Source organism: Gammaproteobacteria bacterium (genome assembly GCA_024235095.1).
In the GTDB taxonomy this organism is placed as follows: domain Bacteria; phylum Pseudomonadota; class Gammaproteobacteria; order Competibacterales; family Competibacteraceae; genus UBA2383.
In genome coordinates this window covers 345,495-358,579 of the sequence record JACKNC010000002.1, presented here as the reverse complement: position 1 = coordinate 358,579, position 13,085 = coordinate 345,495, and the positions used below count along the sequence as shown (strand labels likewise).

Genomic DNA, 13,085 nt, shown 5'->3' with positions numbered 1-13,085 from the left:
AATGGAATGGTCCGCCCCGCTCCTCCAACGAGCCCAAAGCGGGCGAAATAGTGAATGCTGACTCACATCATATTAACCGAGATAACGGAGCGGACCCATGAAAGAGTATACCAATGAGCGCGTCATTAAGGTTGTCGGCATTGATCTGGCCAAGCGGAGTTTTCACGTTTACGGCGTGGACGAGAACGGTCAACGGGTGATCCGCAGGACCTTCAACCGGGTACGTCTGAGTGAATTCATGGCGAATCTGCCCGCCTGTACGGTGGCCATGGAAGCCTGTGGCAGTGCGCACTATTGGGCGCGGCAGTTCCGGGAGGACGGCCATGAGGTACGGTTGATCGCGCCCCAGTTCGTGAAGCCCTTTGTGAAATCCAATAAAAACGACGCCGTCGATGCCGAGGCGATTTGCGAAGCGGCCCAGCGGCCCAGGATGCGGTTGGTGGCGATCAAGAGCGTGGAACAGCAAGATATCCAGGCGATTCACCGGATGCGCAGTTTGGGGGTGGAACGCCGCACCGCCCAGGTCAATCAGATTCGCGGTTTTTTGTTGGAATACGGCATTGAAATCCCGCAGGGGCGTGTGGCGGTGAACCAGCGCCTGCCGGAGATTCTTGAGGATCCAGAGAACGGCCTCAGCGAGCGCTTCCGGGCTGAGCTACGCGAGTTGGCTGACGAACTCCGTCACTTGGATGAACGGGTTGCTCATTATGACGCCCAGATTGAGACCCTGGCGGAAAGCCATCCGCAGGCGCAAGCGTTGATGACGATCCCCGGTCTGGGCGCCAAGGGCGCGACCGCGTTGGTAGCGGCCGTCGGCGAGGATCCCCGACTCTTTAAGAACGGGCGGGGTTTGGCGGCTTGGCTGGGCCTGGTGCCGCGCCAGCACTCCACCGGTGGACGGGACCGCTTACTGGGTATCAGTAAACGGGGGGATGTCTACCTGCGGCAGTTGCTGATTCATGGCGCCCGCGCCGTGTTGCGCTGGGTCGAGCGCAAGGACGATCCGACGAGCCGCTGGGCCCGGGGACTGAAAGGCCGTCGCCATGCCAACGTGGCGGCCGTCGCGTTGGCCAACAAGATCGCCCGGATCGCCTATGCGGTGATGACGACCGGCCAGCCCTATGATGCGGCCAAAGGCGCTCTGGCTCCGGTTTGAGTCTTTCTACGCTTCATCCGCGACCCGGTCGCTACGACCACCCCAGTACCTCCCACCATAAGTTGCGAAGAGTGAATCTCACGGTGATGGCATGAAAGACCAGTTCTGCATTTCCGAAAACCTGATTCGTACAAAAGCCGGCTCTGCCGAGACTGCGAGACTGATAAGGACGGAGATGCGCGCGAATTCCATCAGGGCACGAGGGCAGGCGAGCGCCTCAACACGATGCCGGATATATGGCCGCAACTTTTCCTTCAGCCAAACGGCGATTTCCTCTTGCATCGCGGGGCGGACCATATATGTACGAAAAATAACATATTTATTTTATTTATTGTTTTTTTGATAGAATTACCCAAAAAAGCCCAAATTATTTTAGTTTCGAAATTTTTGTTCGAGGTACGCGATGTCTTGGCCGAAGGAAAAACCGTTTAATCGCTATCCCAGTGATCTCACCGATGCGGAATGGGAGAGGGTTCAACCCCTTTTGGAAGAACGCGAGCCAAATACGCGAGGACGTCCCCGAGAAGTGGATCTCCGCGAGATTTTAAATGCAATTTTTTACATCAATAAAACGGGTTGTCAGTGGCGATATCTTCCCAAAGATTTTCCGGCGTATACCACCGTCAGCACTTATTATCATCAATGGATCAATAACGGTGTTTTCGAGAAAATTAACACGGCGCTTCACCAAAAATTTCGTCAAGAAGTAGGGCGAAATGAGACCCCAAGCGCCGCGATCATTGATAGCCAATCGGTGAAAGGCACCCAGGAATGTGCGGATGAAACAGGATTGGATGGAGGCAAGTTAGTTAAAGGAAGAAAAAGGCATATTCTAGTGGATACAATGGGTTGTCTAATTTATGTCGGGGTGCATGCCGCGAATATTCCGGATGTAAAAGGCGCACCACAGGTATTACAAGGTGGGCTATCCATCGCCAATACGATCCGGAAAGTTTGGGCCGATGGTGCTTATCAAGGTGAGTCCCTGGCTCAATGGCTTGAGAAAAACTTTAACTGCACGATTGAAGTTGTTAACAAAAATAAAGAAGAGAAAGGATTTCAGGTTTTACCTCGGCGATGGGTTGTTGAAAGAAGCCTCGCTTGGTTGGGGCGATCTCGTCGATTAAGTAGAGATTACGAAAGGAAGCCTGCATCGAGTCAAAGTCAAGTCTACCTTGCTTCAATTCGATTAATGTTGCGAAAAATATTTAAGAATCGTGAATTATTGCAGGAACCCATTTTAGAGGCTGCGTAGGATATTAAGTTTTCGTACATATATGGTCCGCCCCGCGATGCAAGAGGAAATCGCCGTTTGGCTGAAGGAAAAGTTGCGGCCATATATCCGGCATCGTGTTGAGGCGCTCGCCTGCCCTCGTGCCCTGATGGAATTCGCGCGCATCTCCGTCCTTATCAGTCTCGCAGTCTCGGCAGAGCCGGCTTTTGTACGAATCAGGTTTTCGGAAATGCAGAACTGGTCTTTCATGCCATCACCGTGAGATTCACTCTTCGCAACTTATGGTGGGAGGTACTGGGGTGGTCGTAGCGACCGGGTCGCGGATGAAGCGTAGAAAGACTCAAACCGGAGCCAGAGCGCCTTTGGCCGCATCATAGGGCTGGCCGGTCGTCATCACCGCATAGGCGATCCGGGCGATCTTGTTGGCCAACGCGACGGCCGCCACGTTGGCATGGCGACGGCCTTTCAGTCCCCGGGCCCAGCGGCTCGTCGGATCGTCCTTGCGCTCGACCCAGCGCAACACGGCGCGGGCGCCATGAATCAGCAACTGCCGCAGGTAGACATCCCCCCGTTTACTGATACCCAGTAAGCGGTCCCGTCCACCGGTGGAGTGCTGGCGCGGCACCAGGCCCAGCCAAGCCGCCAAACCCCGCCCGTTCTTAAAGAGTCGGGGATCCTCGCCGACGGCCGCTACCAACGCGGTCGCGCCCTTGGCGCCCAGACCGGGGATCGTCATCAACGCTTGCGCCTGCGGATGGCTTTCCGCCAGGGTCTCAATCTGGGCGTCATAATGAGCAACCCGTTCATCCAAGTGACGGAGTTCGTCAGCCAACTCGCGTAGCTCAGCCCGGAAGCGCTCGCTGAGGCCGTTCTCTGGATCCTCAAGAATCTCCGGCAGGCGCTGGTTCACCGCCACACGCCCCTGCGGGATTTCAATGCCGTATTCCAACAAAAAACCGCGAATCTGATTGACCTGGGCGGTGCGGCGTTCCACCCCCAAACTGCGCATCCGGTGAATCGCCTGGATATCTTGCTGTTCCACGCTCTTGATCGCCACCAACCGCATCCTGGGCCGCTGGGCCGCTTCGCAAATCGCCTCGGCATCGACGGCGTCGTTTTTATTGGATTTCACAAAGGGCTTCACGAACTGGGGCGCGATCAACCGTACCTCATGGCCGTCCTCCCGGAACTGCCGCGCCCAATAGTGCGCACTGCCACAGGCTTCCATGGCCACCGTACAGGCGGGCAGATTCGCCATGAATTCACTCAGACGTACCCGGTTGAAGGTCCTGCGGATCACCCGTTGACCGTTCTCGTCCACGCCGTAAACGTGAAAACTCCGCTTGGCCAGATCAATGCCGACAACCTTAATGACGCGCTCATTGGTATACTCTTTCATGGGTCCGCTCCGTTATCTCGGTTAATATGATGTGAGTCAGCATTCACTATTTCGCCCGCTTTGGGCTCGTTGGAGGAGCGGGGCGGACCATTCCATTAGTCTCTAAAACCCCGAATTCATACCGATTAATAAATAGACCAATAACGATGTCATGCATCTTATCGAGTTTGGAGAAGCAAATGGTCTTTCTGACTCATCTTTTAATGCGCGTCCGTAGGGTGAGGTGTTTCCGTTCAATTTTTTGAGTATTCGCCTTACCAACCGTATGCTGTTCGGGTGGCAAGTGGTGTTCGTAGGCTCCCCCGTCATCCGTGTAAAATCGGGTTATTCCGAAAGGTTCTAGAAGCTCTTTAAGCTTTAAAAACACTTCATCTTTGTGATCACCGAGGGTATAAGCGAGAATTTTTCTGGTCGTGTGATCGATGGCATGCCACAGCCAACGCGGATGTGCTTTGCTCTGGACGTAACTCCACATCTTGTCTAACTCCGCCTCTTGATCTTCAACTTTTTGAATCTCAACGATGACTTCGTATGGATTTAAGCCGTTCAGCACTGTTCGATTGATTGATTCAAGGCAAGATTCTTTTTTTTTTAATTCGTTAATGACGGTGGTCGGACTGATTTCTAAAACTCACGCAGTATCCCAAATTCCACTGCTATTGATCGCCATATTAATAATCTGGTTTTTAACTTCTGGCAAATAGCCATTGTAATCGTAGTCTAAAATAAATGTTTTGACCGAGCATTCTGGATTCTGACAAAGGTAGCGTTGTTTTTCATTCTCCGTTTTTCCACGCTTTGCGATTTTTTCATGACGACAAACAGGGCAAAGGACAGGATTTAAAACCATATTTAAATTCCTTAAAAAAATATTAAAATACTTAATACAATTTTAGACTAAAATATAGCATATCCAAATCTAGAGCACTACCCGGGCCGATGATGTAATCGGGCGGGTGTGCGATCGTGACCGCTGGCCGTGAGTCCATCTGTTGCTGTTGTCTTGCTAATAGTTATCCCCACAAAAATCATGCTGGAGCTTTTTCAGGATTAGCGTATTGAGTATCAGGGAGCCTAAAAAATGATTTGACCCTTTCCTGAAATTCTTTTAGCTTTTCCAAAGCAGAATAAACGCGCGCTCTGAAATCAGCCCGGTTTTTAATTGGCTCCTTTTCCAGATGATCATTTTTGATCTCATTCCAAACCTGTTCATCCGGATTTAACTCTGGCGAGTGGGGGGGAAGAAAGAACAAGCGGATTTGTTTTCGATGCGTCTCAAGAAAGGCTTTGACTTCTTTCGAGGTATGATAAGACGCATTGTCCGTGATGACAATTAATGGGCGCTCTCGACCCTCTAATGCCTTCTCTAAAAAGGCAATGAAAACCCCACTCACTCATTTTTGAGTGGTCACTTCAAATATTAACTCGCCCGTCGCCGTAACCATCGATAAAATGTGAAACCCACCCCGGTCATCACTCACTTTAATTTCAGGCGGATGACCGACTAAGCCCCACGTCCGTCCAGAACGCGTATGGCCTTGAACCCATGACTCATCCTGAAACGCAATATCCGCTCCAAGTTCTTGAGCCCGCTTCTGAATCTCTTTAAATTCTTCATTAATAAACTTTTTAACTTCCTCCTGATCCTGGTTTAAGGCATGATAACAAGGTTTTTGACAACTCAGTCCTAATTGATGTAAATGCAGACGAACCGTGGCATCCGATACCCATAAACCAAAGTACTCTTTCAATAAATTAACCATGATCTCTAAAGTCCATAAAACCGTATCATAGCCATGATCCGCCGGCGTCGTATTGAGTATCGTTTCTTTTAACCATCGATCAATATCCGGAGTCATCACACACGTGGCGCCGAGCGCTTTCCGGGTATCCAGGGCTTCTTCTCCTTCATAACGATAGTTGCGAAGCCAATCATAAATACTCGTTCGGTCGATACCCAAAAAATCAGCAACAAGCTCCGGACCATAATGCTTCTCTTCGACCGCGCGAACCGCAATACGCCGGATGTAATTCATCACTTCATCCGGTATTTTACGTGCATCAAACATCCATTCCGCGTTCATTGCCGCACCTCCTCTATAAATTTAGAGTCTCTAAAGAGGTCTTCTATAGTTATTAGACAATTTGATTAACGCTCAGTTCGTTGATAATGTAGGGATAATCGTTGGCAAGCCTATGGATCGGCTACTCCCACCCGGCCAAATCAGCCCGCGCAATCCGAATTCGCTGCAAAATCGCCTCGCGTTTGAGATTGAACAGCACCATCCCCATGGTAATCGATGCACCCAGACCCAGCAGAATCAGCGCCCGACTCATGCCTTGTTCCGGATAAAAGCGCAGCAGTTGCCCACTGATATTCAGCACTAGAAACGCCACACCCGCATAGAGAAAAGCGCGGATACGCAAGGCGATACCGATTAACATGCCGGCTAGCGCCAACGCCAACGCCAGCGCGAACACCCACAATTGCGGTTGCAGGAACACATCCAGTCCTGCCCCGGCATACAACACACTCAACGCCGCCAGTCGCGCCCCATTCAGCACCCGGGGCCGCAACTCCCGCCGATGCAGATGCAGCAAGGCCAGCACCGACACCGCTGCCGGGATGAGATAGAACTGCCACAATCCATACTGTTGCGCCCAAAGCGGCGCCCAGAGGTAAATCGCGCCATTCAAAGCTAACACGCCCAGATAAAAGGGCAATGGATTGCGCATTGTCCCAGCCAGCGACAAGTAGAGCAGACCTCCGGCCAACAACGTCCCACCCGTCCACGGCGAGGCGAGTTGCCAGGGCGCGGTCGTCAAAGCCAGCAACGGCAATCCCAGGGCCAGATGATAAAAGGGCCGTAACCCGGTCCACTGGTACAACAGGAAAGCCGCGCCCGCCCCGGCCAGCAATCCAGTAGTATCCCAAGGCGTCCAGGGCGTCAGGCCAAATACAACCAGTCGCCCGTAACCCGCCAACACCCAAAGCAACAACACGGTCGTGTAAATTCGGTTCGGTTCATCCCGACTCCGCCAAGCCCTTAACCCAGTCAAAATTAGCAACAGGGTTAACGTCGCGCCCACCGCCAGCGCATCGGTGAAGAGGCCGAAATACCACGGCCAGACTCCAAGTCCCAGTTGCCAGGCCGCCACGGCGGCGATATGCAGCCCTAAGCTCAGCAAAGTCGCCAGCCATAGCCAGGACGTCGTTTCGCCAATCGCTTCCGCGATATCCGGCCAGCGCCGAAACCGTTTGGCGCCGGCTTGAAGATCGTGGGCATCGAGCCAAACGGTCAACGTCCGCTGACTCCGTATGAGTAACAGCCACAGCAAACCGCTTTGCAAGGCCAGCCAGGGCAACACCGCGATCACCGCTGGCCAAGTCAAGGGTTGATCCCACAACCAGAGCGCATAACTGCTGGCCAGCGCAAACCATAGTCCAACCTTAAACCAGAATCGTTCCTGCCGTTGCCAGCCCATCAGGAAGGTGTAAAGCGCCAATCCTGCCAATAATATGGCCAGCGCAGGTTCCCCAGCGACGAACCCCGTCCATGCGCCGAATAAAACAGCTATCAGTCCCAGCCAGGGCCAGGGATTGACTGTGACCTTCCAGTCGGGAAAGCGCGCGTTCCAGGACGGCAACAGAAATTTGCCGATGCTCCAGAGCGCATAGCCCCAACTCAGACTGAACCAGGCTTCGTCCCAGACTGCAAATCCAACCAGATCAGCAACGCGCCACGCCAGGGCGCTGATCAAGATCACTAATCCCAGGCCACGCCACATAGCGCCCTTCGCGAGCGGACGCGTCACCGGGAACAACGCGACACAGAGCAACGCCAATAGCAGCGGCAGACCGGGCGCTTTGACCAAAATGCCTAGTGTAGCTCCGGCCAGCGCCAGTCCATACAGCAGTCCGCCCATCATCCACAAGGGGTGACGGTAATGGGCGAAAGGCGCAGCGCGCTGCGATTGCAACTTGACCGCCGCCAGCGCCATGAGCAGACTTAAACTTACATTGACCAGCGGTTGACCCAGAATGAATAACTCAGGCGGGTTCAGCCAGGCGCTCACCAACCAGACACCGAGCGTCAATGTCATCAATGCCGCGCCAACATGCGTTGCAGTCCGGTAACGATTACCCGCCAGCACGAATAACGTCAGACTGACACCCAGGGCCGGCCACAGTTGCGGCGCAACATGACCCAGTATCCCCAGCGCTAGACTGACCGCCACGGGTATGGTGGCGACCAGCATGGCGCAAGCGTGCAAACTCGCCTCGACGCGCTGGCGACCGCCTGCGCCGCCCGGTACGGTGAAACGCAGCAGCCGCGCCCATCGCCAGGTCAATGGCTGATCCAGCGCGACAACGCTCAAGCGCCAGACGACCAGGACGTACAGAACCCCCGCCGCAGCTATTCCGGGCAACGATAGCTCCAGATACACCAATCCCGTCAGCCATCCCGCCAAACCCAGCAGCATGGGTAACGCGACTCCATAAAACCAGCGCAGGCACCCGATGAGCAACAAGCCGCTGATCGCCGCCAGTCCAGCGATCCAAGGCCATGTTGGCGACGGATAGCCCGTCAGCAAGCGTGACCCCAGATGCATCAATCCGATGGTCCATAACAAGGCCATCGCTTGTTCCAGCGGTCCGCGAATAATCGAAGTTACACTGACTTCCAGTTGGTTTTCATCGACTCCGACCTCAGCGCGCAAAATTTCACGTATCTCCGCGCGCCAGTCCAGCCACCACAAAATCGACCACAGCGCAAAAACCAGTAGGAACTCGATGAGTCCGGCGCCGGGAGCGGGAAAATAGCCGCGTTTCAGCAAAACCCCGATTGCAGCGATTAGCGCCAACGTACCATAGAACAACGATTGCTGGCGCAAACCCAGGCTCATCCATAATAAAATTCCACTGGCCAACGCCAGCAAGAAGATGGGTTCCAACCGGCCCAGCCAGAATGGCCAAAGATTGACGCCTGCTAACGTCAACGCCGCGACGATAGCCAATAGGGCACTCTTGATCCAAACCCGCCGGCTGATCGGCGACTGTCGTTGATCATGCAAACCCAACCCCGTCCATAACGCCGCCAGCGCCAGCCAACCCAGCGCGGTTTGCAGGACCCAACCGAACAACAATCCGTCTGGCGTGTAAGCGATCGCAATTGCCGCCAGCGCCGCAACGCCGGCATCGGCATACGCCCATTGCGGATCAGCGTCCGGCCATCCCAGCGCCCAGCGGGTTGCGCCATAACCCAGTAGCGCGGCGGCCGCGGCAGTGGCAAATCCAAGCCAGCTTGGCGCACTCCAAACCAGACTCCAGATGGTTAAGCCGATCAGCAGCGCCCCAAATACCAGCAGGCATTGCCAGGCGATGGTTAGGAAACCGGAATTCTGCGAGGAGCATATTTTCAGGTGCGCCCAGCGACTCAGCGCCAGCAAGGCGAACAGGCCCGGCAGGCTCGCCAGTAAATGCCAGCCCGGAGGCAACCACTGCAAAATTCCATATCCGTACAGTCCTACGACGCAGCCCAACAGCAGATAGAGCGGCAACAGGGTCAAATAGCGCCAGGTCATCCAGCCATACAACGCACTCCCCAGCGCCAGGGTTAACAGCGCTGTCGGGGTCGCCGGAATGGCCATAACGATGGCAACCACCGACAAGCCGTACAGGGCAAAGCTGAATCGGGACAGGAAGGCGTATTGGCGCATCCATTCCTTGAGTGCAGCGTCCACCGGGAACAGCAGCAGGCATAACACCATCAGAAATGGCCCTGAATAGCCCACCGGCAATGAATCCGGCCAAATCCAGGTCAAATGGACGAAAGAGACCGTCCCCGCATACACCAGCATCCCGGCAGCGAAATAGCCCGTCCATTGACGATCCAGAAAGATCTGTCGCAGCCATTCGCTGACGAAGCGTCGTAACCCGTCACCCAGCAGACCCAGCAACGCAATATGCAACACCGCCAACGCCCGCCAATCCGGCAGGATCGCCGCCAGGGGCGCAGCGAGCTGCATCCCCGCCAGCGCGGTCAATAAACCGGTGTAGCGTCCCGGCAATGCCCGATCCATCAGTGCGCTGGCTAACCGCGCCATCCAGGCAAATGCGGCCAGCGCCAACAACGCTAACCCCACGCTGAGGGCCAGCCATAAAATTTGTCCATTGCTGGCGTTGAACAAGCGCACGGTGACCGCCAAATCCAGCGGCCCCAACATTAAACCCAGAGTGAGCAATACGTTACTGGCGACAACCAATTCCGGGCGGGCGCGACGGAACTGGTAACCCGCCCAAATGAGAAAAATAGTCGCTGTAAGCAGACTGGCGAACACGACCAAGGCATTGATAAAACCGCTGGTGTTAGCCACTAGAAACAGCGCTCCGGCTACGAAACAGAATCCGCCGATAAACCAGCCAATATTCTGGACCAGAAATGGCGCGATCAATCCCGGCCAACCGGACACCGTCTGCAACGCCTTTTCCAAAGGCCCCGGTTCCGCCGGACGCCAATCGGCATCTAGTTGTTCGTTGGGTGCAGACGGGAGAGGGGTTGAAAGAGGAGACTGAGCAGCTTCAGTTTGCTGCGATGGAATAACGGGAGCGGGTGGAATCGGCAGCGAACGAGGTATAGGCGGGATGGGTTGTGAAGGCTCTGTGACGCTGGCGCTGGATCGAAGCGCGTTTGCCGGGCTGGAAGATCGTTCCCTATCGAGCAATTCATCCCGCACCTGTTGCTTCCAGGCTGCCAACTGCCGCCGCGCCTCGGCCAATTGATGGCGCGAGATGATAAGGGCGATCAACAGCACAATCGGCGAAACCAGCCATAGCCCGACCAAAACAATGAGAATCGTCCAGTCCATGATCACCCCCATCAGGTGAGAAAACCCTTAAAACTGAAAACTCCTAATTTGCCTTTCGCACTTCCTGCCGAAGAATCGCCAGTTCCGTTTCAACCTCGTTATCTACTTCCATTTTCAGGAATTCCTTTTCAACCTGGCTGTATTCCCCATACAGATCCGCTCGCGCCTCCATCCGCGCCTCCATTTCATCCACCTTCCCCGACATTCGATCAAAAGAAAGATTGAGATCAAGACCGGTCTGAAACCGGTCATTAATTCGATCCATCTGCTCACGAGCCTGGGCAGCCCGCTGTCGCGCCACCAGACTGCCTTTTTTCAGTCGCGCCTCTTCCAACTTGGTTTCCAGCGCCCGCATTTGGGCTTTTAGCCGTTCACTGGTCCGTTTGGCGGATTCCCAGGAGGCCTGGAGGTTACTGGCAATGTCATCGTGTTCTTTTTTCCTCATCAGCGCTTCCCGCGCCAGGATCTCATTGCCATTCTCCATTGCTCGTCGCGCCCGGTTGTACCAGTCATCCGCCTGCCGGCGCTGGTGATCCAACTCCTTGGCAAGCTGCTTCTCACTGGCGAGGGCGTCGATAACGCCTTCGCGAGCGCTGTTGACGTTCTCCTCCATTTCACGAATGAGTTGCTTGATCATCCGCTCCGGATCCTCGACCCGATCAACCAGATCATTCAGATTTGCGGTGAGTACATCACTAATACGCTTGAATAAATTAGCCATGGAACACCTCCGGGCGCTTTAAGTAACAGGGGAAGGAAACAGTCTTGAGTATAGTGGGGAAATTTTTATATGAACAGTGTTTAATTAAAACTTTGAAAAAATTCGCCGGGATGGCGAATTTTGTGGTAGGAGTTAATTCTGACGACGTTGCCGGTCGCCTTTTGCCTGACGTTTTTTGCCCTTGCCTTGACGGTCACGGTCACCTTTGCCTTTGCCCTGACGGTCACGGTCATCTTTGCCCTTGCCTTGACGGTCACGGTCACCTTTGCCTTTGCCCTGACGGTCACGGTCACCTTTGCCTTTTCTCTGACGGTCACGGTCGCCTTTGCCCCCCATTGCCTTACCGAACGCGTCCATAATCGCCTTACTGTTTGGATCCGCGTCAGCTCCCGACTGTTTTTGCATCTCCTGCATGATGCCCATGAATCCCCGCAGTATTTCATCATTGCCTGCTTGGGTGGAAGGGGGAATAGCCAGTAGAGAAATCCACAATACGGTGATCATGATGTTATTCAGTTTCATCGATACGCTCCCTAACCTAGGTTAAATCTGGATTGAATCAAGACATTGTGTCAGGTTGTATGTAAGCAATCTACATGCCACATAAATTATCAAACTTCAAAAATCTCAACTTTATGAGATTCCTATCATTCATTATTATCGTAGCATATTAGTGGCTGAATCAAATTTGTATAATCGAATATCATCTGAAATAGATGGCTTCAAAAGCGATAAACAGTCTGAAGAACTGGTTCAAATCGACTCTTGTGTCAAAATTTTCTGTTTCGGGAGAAAGACCATGCCTTTGGCGTTCGAGGACGACCCTGTTCTGCTATCATGAAGTTCCACACCGGATATTCCGGCTGCTCTTGTTATTCAACCACCCCTAGCCTGCTATGCATCCAGTCCTGACCATCGCCAAACGCGCCGCACTGAGCGCTAGCCGTATTCTGCTCCGCCATTTTGACCATCTTGAGCGGCTCAACGTCACTGAAAAAAAACGCAATGATTTCGTTAGTGAAGCGGACGTACAATCTGAACGGGAGATTATCCAGATCCTGCACAAGACCTACCCCAACCACAGCATCTTGGCCGAAGAAAGCGGCGCGCAAACCGGGCAGGATGAATATCAATGGCTCATCGATCCACTGGATGGCACCACTAATTTCCTGCACGGCATCCCACACTTCGCCATCTCCATCGCCTTTCGCCATAAAAACCGGCTCGAAGCGGGGCTGGTTTACGATCCAATTCGGCAGGAGATGTTCAGCGCATCACGCGGCGAAGGCGCACAGCTCAATGACCGGCGCATCCGGGTCAGCGGAGTCAATAGCGTGGAGCATGCACTGCTTGGAACGGGCTTTCCGTTTTTGCATCCAGCGCGCCAGCCAGCCTATCTGAGTTTCTTCACCAGTTTGTTTGGCAAATGCGTGGAGATTCGCCGCGCCGGCGCTGCGTCATTGGATTTGTCCTATGTCGCATCGGGGCGTCTGGACGGTTTCTGGGAAATGAATCTGAAACCCTGGGATATCGGCGCGGGGGTATTGCTGGTGCAGGAAGCGGGTGGATTGGTCAGTGATTTCACCGGCGGCAACGAGTTTATGAAGTCAGGCGACATCGTGGCCGGCAATCCCAAGGTGTTCAAGGGACTGTTGCAGGAGATGCAACCCCATCTTGAGGCTAAGAAAGGCTAGAGACGCCTTAC

Annotated in this window: 9 protein-coding genes and 1 pseudogene; 3 read left to right on the top strand and 7 right to left on the bottom strand. The window is 53.9% G+C overall.

Annotation, left to right across the window (positions count from 1 at the left end; translation table 11 throughout):
* Positions 1 to 97 precede the first annotated feature (97 nt).
* A complete protein-coding gene (locus H6973_14675; GenBank protein MCP5126830.1) occupies positions 98 to 1,156 on the top strand; it encodes an IS110 family transposase in 1,059 nt (352 codons plus the stop codon).
* A gap of 403 nt (positions 1,157 to 1,559) precedes the next feature.
* Entirely contained in the window at positions 1,560 to 2,411 is an 852-nt protein-coding gene (locus H6973_14670) for an IS5 family transposase (protein MCP5126829.1), read from the top strand.
* A gap of 319 nt (positions 2,412 to 2,730) precedes the next feature.
* Here H6973_14670 and H6973_14665 read toward each other — a convergent pair whose 3' ends face one another.
* From H6973_14665 to H6973_14635, 7 genes and pseudogenes are all read right to left on the bottom strand, one after another.
* Positions 2,731 to 3,789 (bottom strand): IS110 family transposase, encoded by a 1,059-nt coding sequence (locus H6973_14665; protein MCP5126828.1) that lies wholly within the window; start codon positions 3,787 to 3,789, stop codon positions 2,731 to 2,733.
* 46 nt (positions 3,790 to 3,835) lie between these two features.
* A pseudogene (locus H6973_14660) lies at positions 3,836 to 4,639 on the bottom strand (IS1 family transposase).
* Positions 4,640 to 4,817: 178 nt separating this feature from the next.
* Entirely contained in the window at positions 4,818 to 5,183 is a 366-nt protein-coding gene (locus tag H6973_14655; GenBank protein ID MCP5126827.1) for a transposase, read from the bottom strand.
* Positions 5,184 to 5,873 (bottom strand): IS630 family transposase, encoded by a 690-nt coding sequence (locus H6973_14650; protein MCP5126826.1) that lies wholly within the window; start codon positions 5,871 to 5,873, stop codon positions 5,184 to 5,186.
* A 121-nt stretch (positions 5,874 to 5,994) separates the two neighbouring features.
* Positions 5,995 to 10,659 (bottom strand): hypothetical protein, encoded by a 4,665-nt coding sequence (locus tag H6973_14645; GenBank protein MCP5126825.1) that lies wholly within the window; start codon positions 10,657 to 10,659, stop codon positions 5,995 to 5,997.
* A 43-nt stretch (positions 10,660 to 10,702) separates the two neighbouring features.
* A complete protein-coding gene (locus tag H6973_14640; protein MCP5126824.1) occupies positions 10,703 to 11,380 on the bottom strand; it encodes a PspA/IM30 family protein in 678 nt (225 codons plus the stop codon).
* A gap of 132 nt (positions 11,381 to 11,512) precedes the next feature.
* On the bottom strand, positions 11,513 to 11,902 hold the full coding sequence (locus tag H6973_14635) for a hypothetical protein (GenBank protein ID MCP5126823.1): 390 nt from the start codon (positions 11,900 to 11,902) through the stop codon (positions 11,513 to 11,515).
* Positions 11,903 to 12,276: 374 nt separating this feature from the next.
* On the opposite strand from H6973_14635, the gene H6973_14630 reads away from it, so the two are divergent.
* On the top strand, positions 12,277 to 13,074 hold the full coding sequence (locus H6973_14630; protein MCP5126822.1) for an inositol monophosphatase: 798 nt from the start codon (positions 12,277 to 12,279) through the stop codon (positions 13,072 to 13,074).
* Positions 13,075 to 13,085 lie beyond the last annotated feature (11 nt).

What these genes read in the sequence shown, in the direction of transcription:
- H6973_14640 (MCP5126824.1), bottom strand. Translation starts at nt 11,380, where the DNA reads ATGGCTAATTTATTCAAGCGTATTAGTGATGTACTCACCGCAAATCTG.
- H6973_14670 (MCP5126829.1), top strand. Translation starts at nt 1,560, where the DNA reads ATGTCTTGGCCGAAGGAAAAACCGTTTAATCGCTATCCCAGTGATCTC.
- H6973_14675 (MCP5126830.1), top strand. Translation starts at nt 98, where the DNA reads ATGAAAGAGTATACCAATGAGCGCGTCATTAAGGTTGTCGGCATTGAT.
- H6973_14645 (MCP5126825.1), bottom strand. Translation starts at nt 10,659, where the DNA reads ATGGACTGGACGATTCTCATTGTTTTGGTCGGGCTATGGCTGGTTTCG.
- H6973_14635 (MCP5126823.1), bottom strand. Translation starts at nt 11,902, where the DNA reads ATGAAACTGAATAACATCATGATCACCGTATTGTGGATTTCTCTACTG.
- H6973_14630 (MCP5126822.1), top strand. Translation starts at nt 12,277, where the DNA reads ATGCATCCAGTCCTGACCATCGCCAAACGCGCCGCACTGAGCGCTAGC.
- H6973_14665 (MCP5126828.1), bottom strand. Translation starts at nt 3,789, where the DNA reads ATGAAAGAGTATACCAATGAGCGCGTCATTAAGGTTGTCGGCATTGAT.
- H6973_14650 (MCP5126826.1), bottom strand. Translation starts at nt 5,873, where the DNA reads ATGAACGCGGAATGGATGTTTGATGCACGTAAAATACCGGATGAAGTG.